The 14,821-nt window shown below is 62.9% G+C and carries 19 protein-coding genes; 15 read left to right on the top strand and 4 right to left on the bottom strand.

Going from position 1 to position 14,821, the window contains the following annotated elements; translation table 11 throughout:
- Window position 1 precedes the first annotated feature (1 nt).
- The 3 genes from B5V02_RS10270 (at window position 2) to B5V02_RS10260 (ending at window position 1,555) form a co-directional block, all read left to right on the top strand.
- Window positions 2-298, top strand: a complete 297-nt coding sequence (locus B5V02_RS10270; protein ID WP_111544107.1) for a 4a-hydroxytetrahydrobiopterin dehydratase — start codon at window positions 2-4, stop codon at window positions 296-298.
- A 114-nt stretch (window positions 299-412) separates the two neighbouring features.
- A complete protein-coding gene (locus B5V02_RS10265; RefSeq protein ID WP_111544166.1) occupies window positions 413-775 on the top strand; it encodes a YkvA family protein in 363 nt (120 codons plus the stop codon).
- Window positions 776-1,051: 276 nt separating this feature from the next.
- Complete coding sequence (locus B5V02_RS10260; protein WP_111544106.1) at window positions 1,052-1,555, top strand: invasion associated locus B family protein; 504 nt, start codon at window positions 1,052-1,054, stop codon at window positions 1,553-1,555.
- Window positions 1,556-1,665: 110 nt separating this feature from the next.
- Here B5V02_RS10260 and B5V02_RS10255 read toward each other — a convergent pair whose 3' ends face one another.
- Complete coding sequence (locus B5V02_RS10255) at window positions 1,666-1,965, bottom strand: hypothetical protein (RefSeq protein ID WP_111544105.1); 300 nt, start codon at window positions 1,963-1,965, stop codon at window positions 1,666-1,668.
- 270 nt (window positions 1,966-2,235) lie between these two features.
- Here B5V02_RS10255 and rlmN point away from each other — a divergent pair, with 270 nt between their 5' ends.
- From rlmN to B5V02_RS10235, 4 genes are read left to right on the top strand one after another with little or no spacing between them, the layout of a single operon-like run.
- Window positions 2,236-3,471 (top strand): dual-specificity RNA methyltransferase RlmN, encoded by a 1,236-nt coding sequence (gene rlmN / locus B5V02_RS10250; protein ID WP_111544104.1) that lies wholly within the window; start codon window positions 2,236-2,238, stop codon window positions 3,469-3,471.
- Window positions 3,468-3,932, top strand: a complete 465-nt coding sequence (locus B5V02_RS10245) for a hypothetical protein (protein WP_111544103.1) — start codon at window positions 3,468-3,470, stop codon at window positions 3,930-3,932. The genes rlmN and B5V02_RS10245 overlap by 4 nt, the downstream gene beginning before the upstream one ends.
- 32 nt (window positions 3,933-3,964) lie before the next feature.
- Window positions 3,965-4,372: a hypothetical protein gene (locus tag B5V02_RS10240; protein WP_245445840.1), complete on the top strand. Its 408-nt coding sequence runs from the start codon at window positions 3,965-3,967 to the stop codon at window positions 4,370-4,372.
- Window positions 4,369-4,839, top strand: a complete 471-nt coding sequence (locus B5V02_RS10235; protein ID WP_111544101.1) for a hypothetical protein — start codon at window positions 4,369-4,371, stop codon at window positions 4,837-4,839. The genes B5V02_RS10240 and B5V02_RS10235 overlap by 4 nt, the downstream gene beginning before the upstream one ends.
- On the opposite strand, the gene B5V02_RS10230 is transcribed toward B5V02_RS10235, so the two are convergent.
- Window positions 4,811-5,452 (bottom strand): LysE family translocator, encoded by a 642-nt coding sequence (locus B5V02_RS10230; RefSeq protein WP_111544100.1) that lies wholly within the window; start codon window positions 5,450-5,452, stop codon window positions 4,811-4,813. The genes B5V02_RS10235 and B5V02_RS10230 overlap by 29 nt on opposite strands.
- 254 nt (window positions 5,453-5,706) lie before the next feature.
- On the opposite strand from B5V02_RS10230, the gene B5V02_RS10225 reads away from it, so the two are divergent.
- Together B5V02_RS10225 and B5V02_RS10220 are read left to right on the top strand one after the other, a co-directional pair.
- Window positions 5,707-6,930: an argininosuccinate synthase gene (locus tag B5V02_RS10225; RefSeq protein ID WP_111544099.1), complete on the top strand. Its 1,224-nt coding sequence runs from the start codon at window positions 5,707-5,709 to the stop codon at window positions 6,928-6,930.
- 5 nt (window positions 6,931-6,935) lie between these two features.
- Entirely contained in the window at window positions 6,936-7,307 is a 372-nt protein-coding gene (locus B5V02_RS10220; RefSeq protein WP_245445838.1) for a hypothetical protein, read from the top strand.
- A gap of 62 nt (window positions 7,308-7,369) precedes the next feature.
- Here B5V02_RS10220 and B5V02_RS10215 read toward each other — a convergent pair whose 3' ends face one another.
- On the bottom strand, window positions 7,370-8,167 hold the full coding sequence (locus tag B5V02_RS10215; RefSeq protein WP_111544098.1) for a lytic murein transglycosylase: 798 nt from the start codon (window positions 8,165-8,167) through the stop codon (window positions 7,370-7,372).
- A gap of 147 nt (window positions 8,168-8,314) precedes the next feature.
- On the opposite strand from B5V02_RS10215, the gene B5V02_RS10210 reads away from it, so the two are divergent.
- From B5V02_RS10210 to rpsP, 6 genes are all read left to right on the top strand, one after another.
- Window positions 8,315-9,562 (top strand): flavin monoamine oxidase family protein, encoded by a 1,248-nt coding sequence (locus B5V02_RS10210; protein WP_111544097.1) that lies wholly within the window; start codon window positions 8,315-8,317, stop codon window positions 9,560-9,562.
- Between the two features lie 91 nt (window positions 9,563-9,653).
- Window positions 9,654-10,751: a zinc-binding metallopeptidase family protein gene (locus B5V02_RS10205; protein WP_111544096.1), complete on the top strand. Its 1,098-nt coding sequence runs from the start codon at window positions 9,654-9,656 to the stop codon at window positions 10,749-10,751.
- Between the two features lie 63 nt (window positions 10,752-10,814).
- Complete coding sequence (locus B5V02_RS10200) at window positions 10,815-11,411, top strand: DUF1236 domain-containing protein (RefSeq protein WP_111544165.1); 597 nt, start codon at window positions 10,815-10,817, stop codon at window positions 11,409-11,411.
- 355 nt (window positions 11,412-11,766) lie between these two features.
- Entirely contained in the window at window positions 11,767-13,368 is a 1,602-nt protein-coding gene (gene ffh / locus B5V02_RS10195) for a signal recognition particle protein (protein WP_111544095.1), read from the top strand.
- 7 nt (window positions 13,369-13,375) lie between these two features.
- On the top strand, window positions 13,376-13,702 hold the full coding sequence (locus tag B5V02_RS10190; protein ID WP_111544094.1) for a chorismate mutase: 327 nt from the start codon (window positions 13,376-13,378) through the stop codon (window positions 13,700-13,702).
- A 110-nt stretch (window positions 13,703-13,812) separates the two neighbouring features.
- Window positions 13,813-14,214: a 30S ribosomal protein S16 gene (gene rpsP / locus B5V02_RS10185; protein WP_111544093.1), complete on the top strand. Its 402-nt coding sequence runs from the start codon at window positions 13,813-13,815 to the stop codon at window positions 14,212-14,214.
- 72 nt (window positions 14,215-14,286) lie between these two features.
- Here rpsP and B5V02_RS10180 read toward each other — a convergent pair whose 3' ends face one another.
- Window positions 14,287-14,814 (bottom strand): SRPBCC family protein, encoded by a 528-nt coding sequence (locus B5V02_RS10180; protein ID WP_111544092.1) that lies wholly within the window; start codon window positions 14,812-14,814, stop codon window positions 14,287-14,289.
- Window positions 14,815-14,821: the final 7 nt, after the last annotated feature.

Genomic DNA, 14,821 nt, shown 5'->3' with positions numbered 1-14,821 from the left:
CATGACGAGAGAGAAACTGGGCCGGGAAGCCGCTGAAGCCGCATTGACCGGTCTCGACGGCTGGGCATTGGCCGCCGATGGTGCCTCGATCCATCGCACATTCACATTCGGCAATTTCTCCGAAGCCTTCGCCTTCATGACCCGCGTCGCACTTGCCGCCGAGAAGATGGACCATCATCCCGAATGGTCGAATGTCTACAGGACCGTCGACGTGACGCTGAACACCCATGATGCCGGTGGCGTGACCGCGCTCGATATCGATCTGGCGAAGAAGATGAACCGCTTTTTCGGTGGCTGAACGGGCGGCGGTTGCCAAATCGGCGCCGGCATCTTGCAGCGGGGGTCGGGTTTCACCACATTTTCGCTCGCGGGCATGCGCTTGGATGCGCAGGCGTGCTGCAAGGAGAAACTGATGGCGCAACAATCCGGTTTTGATTTCTTCGGCTTTGGCGGCAAGCTGGGCGACGAGAACGAAGTGCGCGAGAAATTCTGGCGCACGGCGAAGAAAGCCGCACGGCAGATCCCCTTCATGGAAGAGGTCGTGGCCGCCTATTACTGCGCCATGGACAAGAATACGCCGCTGCGCGCCAAGGGCATTCTGCTGGCCGCACTCGGCTATTTCGTGCTGCCGGTGGACGTCATCCCCGACTTCGTCTTAGGGCTTGGCTTCACCGACGACATCGCCGTGCTCACCGCCGCGATCACCGCCGTCAGCGCCCACATCACGCCGGCGCACCGGCAGGCCGCCAAGGACGCCATCGCCGACAAGGCCTGAGCAGGCCCTGTCGCCGTGCAAACGCCTTTGAAGCCGGCGTTTGGCGGCAAAACAAAAAGTCAAACTCTTGCCGCTTTCGTGGCCTCCAAGTCGCCGAAGGGACGTCGCGCCACCCGCTCGCAAGGCGGCGGCGCGGGAAAGGCGGCGGTTTCCTGGGGTGAGGGTCCTTTTCTCAAAGGAAGTTCACCGTTTGGTAACCCAAATTAAATCAAAATGAAGCGACGGGCAGGACGCCAAGCCGGCCTGCCGCCGCACCTTTGGAATACGGGAAAAGCGATGCGCGGATTGATTGCTATAGTTTCGAGCCTGGCCCTGGTAGCCGTGGCAGCGCCGGCACTGGCGCAGTCGGCGACCAAGATCGGCCAGCACAATGCCTGGGGCACCTACAGCTACCAGGCATCGGGCGGCAAGGTCTGCTATGTCCTGACCGTGCCGACCGACAAGCAGCCGCCGACGCTCGACCATGGCGACATGTTCTTCTTCGTCAGCCAGCGGCCCGGCCAGCAAGTGTCCTATGAGCCGCAATTCATCGCCGGCTACACCTTCCAGGAAGGTTCCAAGGCCACCGTCACCATCGACAAGAAGTCGTTCTCGATGTTCACGCGCGGCAAGTCGGCCTGGGTCGAGAACGCCGCCGAGGAGCCGGTGCTGATCGCCGCCATGAAGACCGGCACCGACATGAAGGTGACGGCGAAGTCCGGCCGCGGCAACCCCACCTCCTATGTCTTCTCGCTGAAGGGCATTTCGGCGGCGCTGTCCTCGATCGCCAAGTGCAAATAGGCAAAAAGGCAAAGCTTCGTTTTGCCAAAGCTTCGTTTTGAATGACAGGCCGGAGCGCAAAGCCCGGCCTTTTGCTTTTTCAGGCCGGCGTGTGTGCCGGCGGTTCAGTCTTACATGGCCATTTTTTCACATTCGGCCTGAGCCTTCTTGGTCGACGTATCGATCATGAAGGCTTTGCCCTTGGCGTCGGTCATCATCATCATGCAGTGCTTGATTGGCTTTGCCATCTTCATCATCTCGGCGCCCATCTTTGCATCCGGCATCATGGTTCCCATATGCCCGTCCGGCATGATCGCCATCACTTCTCCGCCCTTCATCATGGTCATCGTACCCATCGCGTCTTCGGCAAATGCCTGCGAGGCGGAAAGGCCAACGAGGCCGGCAATGACGGCGAGCTTGATAGAGTTCATTCTGCATACTCCCATTTTGTAGGGGCATAGTTGCCCCCTCGGACTTCGAAGCCGCGATGGGAATCGTTACGCGAACACGACCATGTGATCGGTTCTTTTGCAGCGGGAGAACAGGGCAAGGCTACCAGATAGTCGTAGCGGCTTGTCAGCCGGCGTGCATGGGGTTGCGTTCCCCCCGCATGACTCCGGCCCCAACCTGTGCTATGCGCCGCGCTTCATTTCCGGCACGATGGATGAAATCGGCCGCAAACTGCTTATGTCTGTGCAACCATGACCCTTTCATTCGATCTTACCACCGAGGGCGCCCGTGACGCGTTGCGCGCCGGCGCCACACAGCCGGAAAAGCAGTCGCTGATCGGTCTGACGCGGGCTGAGCTCGGCGAGGCCCTGGTGGCATCGGGCACCGTGCCGGAACGGCAGGCGAAGATGCGCGCCCAGCAGCTCTGGCACTGGATGTATGTGCGCGGCGTTTCCGACTTTGCCGGCATGTTCAACATCTCCAAGGATCTGCGCGCCGAACTCGACAAGCATTTCACAGTCGCCAGGCCGGAGATCGTCGAGGAACAGATTTCCGCCGACGGCACCCGCAAATGGCTGTTTCGCTTTCCGCCGCGCGGCGCCGGCCGGCCGGTCGAGATCGAGACCGTCTATATCCCCGAGGAAGGCCGCGGCACGCTCTGCATCTCCTCGCAGGTCGGCTGCACGCTGACCTGCTCGTTCTGCCACACCGGCACGCAGAAGCTGGTGCGCAATCTGACGGCCGAGGAAATCCTCGCCCAGTTGCTCACCGCCCGCGACCGGCTCGGCGATTTCCCCGACCGCGACACGCCCGACGGCGCCATCGTGCCGGCCGAGGGCCGCAAAGTCTCCAACATCGTCATGATGGGCATGGGCGAGCCGCTCTACAATTTCGAGGCGGTGAAGAAGGCGTTGCTGATCGCCTCCGATGGCGACGGCCTGTCCTTGTCGAAGCGGCGCATCACGCTGTCGACCTCCGGTGTCGTGCCGGAAATCTTCCGCACCGGCGAGGAGATCGGCGTCATGCTGGCGATCTCGCTGCACGCCACCAATGACGACCTGCGCGACCTTTTGGTGCCGATCAACAAGAAGTATCCGCTGAAGGACCTGATCGCCGCCTGCCGCGCCTATCCCGGCCTGTCGAACGCCAAGCGCATCACCTTCGAATATGTGATGCTGAAGGACGTCAACGATTCCATCGAGGACGCCAAGGGCTTGATCAAGCTGCTCAAGGGCATCCCGGCCAAGATCAATCTGATCCCGTTCAACCCGTGGCCGGGCACCAACTACCAGTGCTCGGACTGGGAGACGATCGAGAAATTCGCCGACTACATCAACAATGCCGGCTATGCTTCGCCGATCCGCACGCCGCGCGGCCGCGACATCCTCGCCGCCTGCGGCCAGCTCAAGTCGGACTCCGAGCGCATGCGCAAGGTCGACCGGCTGGCGCTGGAAGCCATGATGATCGCGGGGCACGGCGAGGCGTGAGCCGCGATCTTCCTTGGGGCCGCATCGGTTATGCATTCTTTGGCTATCTCGCCGCCGTCCTAATTGCGGTCACCGCCACCATGTTTGCCATGCTGCTCCCGACAGTCTTGCCGGATGATGGCGCCTGGGGATCCTACTACGCCACCAGCCGCAGTCTGGGAGATATTTTCCCGTTTGCGCTCATGATCACCTTTCTGACGGCACTGCCCGGTTTTCTGTTGACGCTGTTTGTTGCGCGCCGAAGAGGCTGGGTCGGATGGCTGCCATTTGCCTGCGCCGGAACCCTGGATGCCATTCTCGCACTGGTGATCCTCAACATCAGTCTGGTGCAGAACCGTCCGTTCGAAACGCCGCTCCAGATACTGTTGCCTTGTCTGCCAGGTGGCTTTGCCGGTGGGTTTGCTTATTGGGCGGTGGTCAGACGATCTCTTCTCAGCAAGGAAGAGATCGTTTCGCCATGACCCGTCCCTTCGCCTGGCTGAAGCACCTCGCCATGATAGCAGTCGGCTATCTCTTCGCTGTGCTGACCTCGATCCTGGTGCCTGTGCTGCTGATCGCTCTTCTGGAAGGTATAGAAGATGGCAACTGGTCCATCATTTTCGCATTCGACTGGCTGGGCTCGTTCCCGCTCGCCGTGTTGACCGTGATGGTCGGCGCGCTGTTGATCGTCGGCCCGGCAATCTTTGTCGCCGAACGGTTGTCGCTTCGAGGATGGTTCTACTTTGCAGCCACGGGAGCGGTCACATCCACCGCCTTTGGTGTTTCCATGCCACGCTCGGCCGGAGGCTTTGTTTTCAATCCGGGCTATCTCGGATTTCTGGCCACGGCCGGCATTGCTGCCGGTTCGGTCTACTGGCTCTTGGCCGGACGCAAGTCTGGCACACGCCGAGATTTGGGATGAGCCGCCTCATTGGCTACCTCATCCGTTTCGCCGTCATCCTGTTCGGCTATGCGGTCGCTTCGCTGGCGGCGAGCGCCTTCCTCAACATCCTGTTCCTGGCCTCGCTCGGCTACATGCCGGAGCACACTCACCCGACGGCGACCGCTTCCCTGTTTTTTTCAATTCCCTTCGTCGCCCTGTTCGTCGCCTATTTCGGCTTCATGCCGGCGGTGATCGTCATCGTGCTTGCCGAGATCCTCGGCCGGCGCGACTGGCTGTTCTATGCCCTGGCGGGCGCGGTGGTTGCGGCCGTTTTCCTCGGCCTGATCGACCATGCCGGTGATGCAACGTTCGCGGTCAGGAACACCAGCGCCATCCTGGCGGTGATCGGCAGCGGCATGGTCGGCGGCATCTTCTACTGGCTTAGCGCCGGGCGCTGGGCGGGGAGCTGGCGCGATTCTACTTCGCCTGGGCGCTCAGAATCTTGAGCGCAAACGCCGAAAATACGCCGGCAAAGAGATAGTCGACCACCCGCGTGACGCGCGGGCTGGCCTTCATCGCCGCCGAGAACTTTTCCGCTGCCAGCACCATCGGCACGGTCACCGGGATCGACAGCACGATGAACATCGAGCCGAGGAAAAACAGCTTTCCCGGCGCGCCCGGGTCATGCGCGGAGACGAACTGCGGCAGGAAGGTCATGAAGAACAGGATGATCTTCGGATTGAGCAGATTGACGCCGAGCCCCGCCGCCCAGCTGCGCAAAAGCGAAATCTCGGGTCCCGTCTTCTTCTCCGGCGAAAAGGCCGAGCCCCTGGTGATCGCTTGCCAGGCCAGGAAGACGAGATAGCCGGCGCCAAAAATCTTCAGCACGAAGAAGGCCATCGGCGAGGCGACGATCAGCGCCGAGACACCGACCACCACCAGCGTGGTGTGGATCAGCGTGCCGCACAGCGCGCCGGCCATCGAGGCAAAGCCGGTGGCGCGGCCCTGGCTCAGCGTGCGCGAGACGAACAAGGTCATGTCCGGCCCGGGCGTGATCGCCAGGATCACGGTGGCGATGGCGAACTGGATCAGTGTGGTGGTGTCTGGAATGAACGGCATGGACGGCCCCGGGGAATAAATGCGCCTATACAGGACGCGCCGCGCCGGTGCCAGATAGAGAGGTGATCCAGCATGGCAATCGCTTCAAGTGGTCCGCGCAGTGGACGAAAAGCCAATTGCTTGGCTTTGCGAACGACGAACGCCGGCAGGCAGGTGAGGGGCAGCACTAACGCCCGTAACGAGTTGGTCCCTTGCGCAAGCCGGAAACCCCGTGATACCTCGCCCGCCGAGAACTCCTGTCGCGGAACCGTCAAATGTCAAAAGCCAAAGACGTCAAGAAGGTCGTGCTCGCCTATTCCGGCGGCCTCGACACATCCATCATCCTGAAATGGCTGCAGACCGAACTCGGCGCCGAAGTCGTCACCTTCACCGCCGATCTCGGCCAGGGCGGCGAACTCGAGCCGGCCCGCCGCAAGGCTGAGATGATGGGCATCAAGGATATCCGCGTCGTCGACGTGCGCGAGGAATTCGTCTCCGACTTCGTCTTCCCGATGTTCCGCGCCAATGCCGTCTACGAAGGCACCTATCTGCTCGGCACCTCGATCGCGCGACCGCTGATCTCCAAGCATCTGGTCGAGATCGCCAGGGAGACCGGCGCCGACGCGATTGCGCACGGCGCCACCGGCAAGGGCAACGACCAGGTTCGCTTCGAGCTTTCAGCTTACGCGCTGAACCCCGACATCAAGGTCATCGCGCCGTGGCGCGACTGGTCGTTCAAGTCGCGCACCGACCTGATCAACTTCGCCGAACAGCACCAGATCCCGGTGCCGAAGGACAAGAAGGGCGACGCGCCGTTTTCGGTCGACGCCAACCTTTTGCATTCGTCCTCCGAGGGCAAGGTGCTGGAAGACCCGTGGAGCGAGCCGCCGGAATTCGTCCACCAGCGCACCGTTTCGCCGATGGATGCGCCGGACGCCGTCACCGAGATCGAGATCGAATTCCTCAAGGGCGATCCCGTAGCCCTCAACGGCAAGAAGCTGTCGCCGGCGACCATGCTGGCTGCTCTCAACGATCTCGGCCGCGACAACGGCATCGGCCGGCTCGACCTGGTCGAGAACCGCTTCGTCGGCATGAAATCGCGCGGCGTCTACGAGACGCCCGGCGGCACCATCCTGATATCAGCGCACCGCGCCATCGAATCGATCACGCTGGACCGTGGTGCCGCGCACCTGAAGGACGAGTTCATGCCGCGCTATGCCGAGCTGATCTACAACGGCTTCTGGTTCGCGCCCGAACGCCTGATGCTGCAGGCGATGATCGACAAGAGCCAGGAAGACGTCGAAGGCACGGTGCGCCTCAAGCTCTACAAGGGCAACGTCATCGTCACCGGCCGCAAGTCGAAGAAGACGCTCTATTCCGATGCGCTGGTCACCTTCGAGGACGACCGCGGCGCCTATGACCAGAAGGACGCCGCCGGCTTCATCCGCCTCAACGCGCTGAGGCTGCGCACACTTGCCGCACGTAGCCGCAACAAATAATTCGGATGCGTCGCCTCGGTCGATGCCTGGCGCCGCTGGTTCTTCTGGCGACGCCGGCCATGGCCGAGGATTTCGACCCCGCCTCTCTCGACCTTGCCGCGCTGATCGAATGCCGGGCCGACGTGCCGGCCTATAACGGTTTTGCGCTTTGGCTGGCCGGTGAGCCCGGCGCCGTGGGGAAACTGGGCTGGAAAGAGGTTGCGGCCGGCAACCCGTTCCTCGTTCAGTATGAACTGCCGACCAAAATTCGTGCCTTCGGGCGCGAGACGACTTCCATCGTCTTTTCCGCGACCGGGCCGATGGCCGTGCTTGACGGCGTTGCCGCGCCGGACCTGGCCAGAGAGCTCGATGTCCCGGCGACAACGCGCTCGACGTGAAATGAAAAGCCCGGCGCATGGCCGGGCTTTCTGTCGCCAAAACAAAGAGATAGAGATTTCTATCAGTCGCCGTCGATCGCCGTGGCGATGCGGGCGATGGCCTGTTGATATACGCTTGCGGAATTCCAGCCGGCAATGGCGCCGAGATTCGACTGCGCACTCGCGCCGGCCCGCCAGCCATGACCCTTGAGGAAGTTGGCTGTGGAAGCCAACGCAGTGGCCTTGTCGCGCAGGTTTCCACTGCCGACGCCATACTTCAAGACATTTCCGGGCAGGAACTGCGTGTGGCCAATCTCGCCATGCGCGGCGCCGACCGACGAGGCGCTCAACGCTCCACGATCGACCAGCTTCAGGGCTGCAATGGCATGCGGGTAAAAGAACTCCGGGCGGCGGCAATCATAGGCAAGCGTCAAAATGGCAGAAACCGTATTCTGGTTGCCCATGGCCGAACCGAAGCCAGTCTCCATACCCCAGATGGCGAGCAACACTCCCGGCGACACGCCATAGTTGCTTTCGATCTTGTCGAACAGCGCCGCGTTCGACTTCTTCAGCGAACGGCCCTTGGAAATGATCGCGGCGCCGCCACGGCGCTTCATGAAATCTTCCACCGAGCCGCTGAAAGCCTTGTGAATGCCGCGGTCGACGCTAATCGTCTTCGTCGCATAGGTCGCGCCAGCCAGAGCGGCCAGACCTTTCGGGCCGACACCTTCGGACTTGGCCTCCGCTGCGAACTCCGGCTTCCAGGCTTCGAAGCCGGCGCCAGTCTTGCCACAGCTGGCCCCCGCCTGCGCGCCCGTCGCCAGTGCAAGCACCGCCACCACCGCGGCTACAAAAATCCTACCCTTGGCAAGTAATGCCATGCTTTTCTCTCCTGATTGTCTGAATCACGTCCCGGTTGCGAATTTGCCAGCGAAACCCGCACTTGTCACTGTCTCTGCTGCAGTGCTGGCGAATGCCGGGGAATTTGCCTACGATCAAGTGAATATTGTGGCGGGGGCGAAATAGCCATGGAAGACGTTGATGTCGTGATCATCGGCGCCGGCTCGGCGGGTCTGGCCGCGGCCAGGATCTTGCAGGCAGCCGGTCTCTCCTTCAAGTTGCTCGAAGCGATGGGCCGCATCGGCGGCCGGGCATGGACCAGCGACCAGCATTTCGGCGTCCCCTTCGACGTCGGCTGCGCCTGGCTGCATGCCGCCGACCGCAACCCTTATTTTCCCGAAGCCCAGGCTGCCGGTTGGACGCTGCATCATCACGACATGAATGTCGACCATCTCTATTATCGCAAGCGCAAGGCAAGCGAGGCCGAGGAAGCCGAAATGAAGGCCGCCGACGCGCGGCTGTTCGAACTGCTGGCCAAGCATGAGGTGAAGGAGGGCGACGACGACCGGCTTTCGGCGCTGCTCGCCAAGGGCCATGCGCCGCGCGCCGCGGCAACCTTCGCCGGGCCGATGGATTTCGGCGCCGACGAGGACGAGATTTCGATCCGCGACTTTCAGGCAGCCGCCGATCTCGACCCCAACTATTTCAGCAAGGAGGGCTTTGGCGCGCTGGTCGCCCGTTTCGGCGCCGACCTGCCGGTCGAATTGTCGACGCCGGTGCGCAGGATTCTCTGGGACGGACCTGATGTCGCCTGCGTCACCGATCGCGGCACCATCCGCGCCAAGGCGGTCATCGTCACCGCCTCGCCGGCGGTGCTCGCCTTTGAGGAGATCGAATTCTCGCCCGCATTTCCCGACACGCATTTTGGCGCCTTCTTCGACCTGCCTATGGGCATGCTGACCAAATTGCCGGTCGAGATCCGGGGCACGAGGCTTGGGCTGCAGCCCTTCGACGACCTTTTGATCGAGCGCATGGCCAGGCACGACATCTATTTCCTGTGCTTCCCGTTCGACCTCGACCTGATGGTCGGTTTCGTCGGCGGCGACTTCGCCTGGGAGATGTCGGCAGCGGGCGAGGCGGCGGGCATCGACTTCGTCGTCGACCGGCTGTGCGGCATTTTCGGCAGCGAGACACGAAAGCACGTGGCACGCGCCATGATGACCAATTGGGGCGGCGAGCGCTTCGTGCGCGGCGCCTATGCGGCGGCCCGCCCGGGCCGTTCGGGCGCGCGCGCCGCACTGATGCAGCCGGTGGCCGACAAGATCTTCTTCGCCGGCGAGCACCTCGCCGGTCCGCTGATCCAGACCTGCGGCGGCGCCAGGCTGTCTGGCGAAGCGGTGGCCAGACAGGTCGCCGCCCAGCTTGCGACGAAATAGCCCCGATCGAATGCGGAACGCCGGCCGGCGATTGGCGTTGGGCACCTGCCGCCGCGCACCTATATGCTGGCTCTGAAGGTTTGAGACCGACATGAAACTCTTCGACTGCCCGCATTGCGGTCACCGTCTCTATTTCGAGAACGCCCAGTGCCTGAACTGCTCGAGCCTCGTGCTCTACGATCCCGAGCATGCGCAGTTTGCCTTGTCGGGTGTCGGCGGCATCTTCCAGTGCACCAACGCCGATGAATGCGCCTGCAACTGGATGGCCGAGCCGGGACAGGCGTTTTGCCGCGCTTGCGTGCTGAACCAGTTGATCCCTGATCTCTCAGTCGACGGCAATCGCCGCCGCTGGGTCCGCGTCGAGGCGGCGAAGAAGCGCGCCATCTATTCGCTGCTCGCCTTCGGGCTGCCGGTCGCGCCCAAGCAGAACCCCGCCGACGAGGTCGGCCTTGCCTTCGACTTCCTGGCCGATCCGATCGGTGGCGGTCCCGGCGGCGAGCGCATCCTGACCGGCCACGACAATGGCCTGATCACGCTCAACGTCGCCGAGGCCGATTCAGCCGAGCGCGAAAAGCGGCGCGTCGAGATGGGTGAGAATTATCGCACGCTGCTGGGCCATTTCCGCCACGAACTCGGCCATTACTACTGGGACCGCCTGATCCGCGACGATCCGCAAAGGCTGGAGGCTTTTCGCGCGCTGTTCGGCGACGATCGCGCCGACTACGAACAGTCGCTGGAGGCCCATTATGCCAATGGCGCGCCGCCGGACTGGCAGCAAAGCCACATCTCGGCCTATGCCACCTCCCATCCGTGGGAGGACTGGGCGGAAACCTGGGCCCACCATCTGCACATCACCGACACGCTGGAAATGGTCCATGCGCTGAACTTCCCGCTCGGCCGGCTGGAAACCGTGGAAGCCAACGAGTTGCCGCAAGGCGACACCGGCGGTGGACTGCAGCCGGCGCCATCCGAGCCTGCCGCAGCACCTGAGCCTTTCGAAAGGATCCTTGCCCGCTGGCTGGTGCTGTCTGAAGCCTCCAATTCGATCAACCGCTGCATGGGCCTGCCCGACCTCTACCCCTTCGTCATTTCAGACGTCACGGCGCGGAAATTGGCCTTCGTTCACGACCTTCTGACCGGTTTGCCAAAGGAGAGGGGAATAAATCGTGAGTTGGCGCAGGCATTTTAGCGGGAACGCATGCGCCACTGCCCCGTTTCGCTGGTGAGGGACCATGAAAACGGAGAGAAAACCATGAAATCCGTATTGTTTCCCGTAGTCGCGGGAATGCTGACGATCCTGTCGGGCGCCGCGTTTGCGGACACCGCCGTCTCCGCCGTCACCGATCTCAACGTGCGCGCCGGCCCCGGTCCGCAATATCCTGTGATCGGCGTGCTCGCCGCCGGCCAGTCGGCAACACTCAATGGCTGCATCGAAAACAGCAAATGGTGCACCATCGCCGAGGCCGGCGGCCAGGGCTGGGTCTATTCCGACTATGTGACGGCTGATTTCGGCGGCAGCCGGGTGGTGCTGACGCAGCGCCCGCACGGTTCCAGCATTGCTGTCGTCTCGCCGCCGGATGACTACTCGACCGATTACACCGGAGCAATCATCGCCAGTGATCCGCTCAATGACGCCTTCCCCCCACCTCCGGCCGAAGTCAGAACCTATGTCGACACGCATCGCCTCGACCCCGTCTATCTCGACGGCGAGGTGGTGACCGGCGCGACCTTGCCCGACACCGTCGAGCTGCGCGAAATTCCGGACTACAACTACCGCTATGTCTATGTGAACGGCCAGCCGGCGCTGATCGATCCGCAGACGCGGCGCGTCATGTACGTGGTGCGCTGATATCGATTTTGCACCAAGCGGTCGCCGCGGTCGCCGCGACTGCAGCGGCCGCCTGGCAGCGCAGACCTGACGCAACTGCCGCATTCGGCCCCGGACCTTGACTCTGCGGCCGATTTCCTGTCTACACGCCCCGAATTCCGCGACGAGTATCCCTCCGAGCAAGCCGACCAGGACGCCGAAACCTCTTTGAGGTGAAGTGCTGTAAACCGATCCTGGAGGCCAACACCCGGCAGCGCTGAGCGCCCCCGGGTGTTTTTTGGTTTTGGCTTTTGCTTGGACCAGCTTTTGGTTGGACACTGGGCGCGAACGCATTACCTCTCGGGCACCATCCGGGTGCCAGGGAAAAGGAAACAGAATGTTTGAATCGCTTCAGGAGCGTCTTGGCTCCATCCTGAACGGCCTGACCGGCCGCGGCGCGCTGTCGGAGGCTGATGTCTCGGCCGCGCTGCGCGAGGTGCGCCGTGCGCTGCTCGAAGCCGACGTGGCGCTGGAAGTGGTACGCTCCTTCACCGACAAGGTGCGAGAGAAGGCCGTCGGCGCCGCCGTGGTCAAGTCGATCAAGCCCGGCCAGATGGTCGTCAAGATCGTCCATGACGAGTTGGTCGACATGCTCGGCGCCGAAGGCGTCGCCATCGACCTCAATGCGCCGGCGCCGGTCGTCATCATGATGGTCGGCCTGCAAGGCTCGGGCAAGACGACCACTTCGGCCAAGATCGCCAAGCGCCTTTCCGAGCGTCAGAACAAGAAGGTCCTGATGGCCTCGCTCGACACGCGGCGCCCCGCCGCGCAGGAGCAGCTCCGCCAGCTCGGCGAGCAGGTCAAGGTGGCGACGCTGCCGATCATCGACGGCCAGTCGCCGGTCGACATCGCCCGCCGCGCCGTCCAGGCGGCCAAGCTCGGCGGCCACGACGTGGTCATTCTCGACACCGCCGGCCGCACCCATATCGACGAGCCGCTGATGGTCGAGATGGCCGACATCAAGAAGGTGTCGAGCCCGCACGAAATCCTGCTGGTCGCCGACTCGCTGACCGGCCAGGACGCCGTCAACCTGGCCAAAAGCTTCGACGAGCGCGTCGGCATCACCGGCCTGGTGCTGACCCGCATGGATGGCGACGGCCGTGGCGGTGCCGCCCTTTCCATGCGCGCCGTCACCGGCAAGCCGATCAAGCTGATCGGCACCGGCGAAAAGATGGACGGGCTGGAGGAATTCCACCCCAAGCGCATCGCCGACCGTATCCTCGGCATGGGCGACATTGTCTCGCTCGTCGAAAAGGCCGCCGAGAACATCGACGCCGAGCAAGCGGCGGCGATGGCCAGGAAGATGCAGTCGGGCAAGTTCGATTTGAACGACCTCGCCGGCCAGCTTCAGCAGATGTCGAAAATGGGCGGCATGGGCGGCATCATGGGCATGATGCCCGGCATGGGCAAGATGAAGGACCAGATGGCCGCCGCCGGTCTCGACGACAAGATGTTCGGCCGCCAGCTCGCCATCATCTCGTCGATGACCAAGGCCGAGCGCGCCAACCCCGATATCCTCAAGCACTCGCGCAAGAAGCGCATCGCCGCCGGTTCCGGCACCGACGCGGCCGAGATCAACAAGCTGTTGAAGATGCATCGCGGCATGGCCGACATGATGAAAGCGATGGGCGGCAAGGGCAAAGGCGGCGGCCTGATGCGCGGCATGATGGGCGGCCTTGCCTCCAAGATGGGCCTTGGCGGCATGATGCCGGGCATGGGCGGCATGGGCGGCGGCATGCCCGACCTGTCGAAGATGGATCCCAAGCAGCTCGAAGCCTTGCAGAAACAGGCACAGGCGGCCGGCCTCGGCGGCATGAAGGGCCTGCCCGGCGGTCTTCCAGGCGGCGGTGGCCTGCCCGGTCTGCCCGGCGGCATGAAGCTTCCGGGACTTCCCGGCATGGGCGGCGGCGGCCTGCCCGGCCTTGGCAAGAAGAAGTGAGGACGCGATGAACGAAGAAAAGGACATGGCCGACGCACGCACCATCCTGGCCGATTATCGCGCCTCGATCGACAACATCGACGCAGCACTCATCCACATGCTGGCCGAGCGCTTCCGCTGCACCAAGGCGGTTGGCGTGCTGAAGGCAACGCATGGGCTGCCGCCGGCCGACCCGGCGCGCGAGCAGCAGCAGATCGCCCGCCTTCGCCAGTTGGCGAAGGATGCGCATCTCGACCCGGATTTCGCGGAAAAATTCCTCAACTTCGTCGTCCGCGAAGTGATCCGCCACCACGAACAGATCGCCGCTTCCAACGGCGTGATGAAAGCCGGCTGAGAAACCAGTGCATGTCGCCCAAAAGTGCGCAGCGGTTTTGGGATAACGACCTGCACAAAAACAAAAACCACAAACCAACCAACGAAATCAGAGTTTTTAGGAGAAAAGAAATGCCATTGAAGATCAGACTGGCCCGTGCGGGCTCGAAGAAGCGTCCTTACTACCACGTCGTCGTCGCCGACGCCCGTTCGCCGCGCGACGGCCGTTTCATCGAGTCGCTCGGCTCGTGGAACCCGCTGCTGCCCAAGGACGGCGAGCGCGTCAAGGTCGACGCCGACCGCGTCAAGCACTGGCTGTCGCACGGCGCCCAGCCGACCGACCGCGTGCTGCGCTTCCTCGACGAGGCCGGCATTGCCAAGCGTGACGCCCGCTCCAACCCGAAGAAGGCCGAGCCGGGCAAGAAGGCGCAGGAACGCGCTGCCCTTTTGCAGAAGGCGCAGGAAGACGCCGCTGCTGCTGTCGCCGCTGCCGCTGCCGCACCGGCCGAGGCGGAAGCCGCCACCGCCGAATAAATTGCCGTATCGCATTCACGAAAACGGCGGGCCTGTGCCCGCCGTTTTTGTTTGAATGCCGCCCGCCCGAGTCTATTTTTCGCTGAGGCGCTTCAGATTGGCGAGGCCGGCCTCGAAATCCTTGCCGATCAAGGTGTCGAAGTTCATGAACAGGCCCATCAGCTTGGCGATGAAGGGCCGGCTGCCGCGCATCGCCCAGGTGACGGCGGTGCTCTCCCCCGAAGGCGTCAGGGTGAAGTCAACGCTGTTGTTGGCCCTGAACGGCTTTTCGAAATCGAGCTTGAGCGACACCAGCGAGGACGGCACCGAATTGATGATCTCCATGCGTCCCTTGCCGGCCTTGGAATTGCCTTCCCAGGCATAGGCCGCGCCCTTGCCGCTTGTCGCGCCGGAGAGCGAGCGCTTCATCTGAGGGTCGAGCTTTTCGTAAGGCGACCATGTCGGCCAGCGGCTGAAATCGTTGATCAGCGGAAAGATCGCTTCCGGCGCGGCGTTGATATTGGCCGAGCGGGTGGTGACGAAGTCGTTCGGCCGTGTCGCGGCATAGATGAGCACGGCGGCGATGATGACGACCAGGACAATGAGGATGGTGCTGAACATTTTTCTC

The sequence above is a fragment of the Mesorhizobium kowhaii genome (genome assembly GCF_003253745.1).
Lineage (GTDB): Bacteria > Pseudomonadota > Alphaproteobacteria > Rhizobiales > Rhizobiaceae > Mesorhizobium > Mesorhizobium kowhaii.
This window is presented reverse-complemented; position numbering and strand designations above follow the sequence as displayed.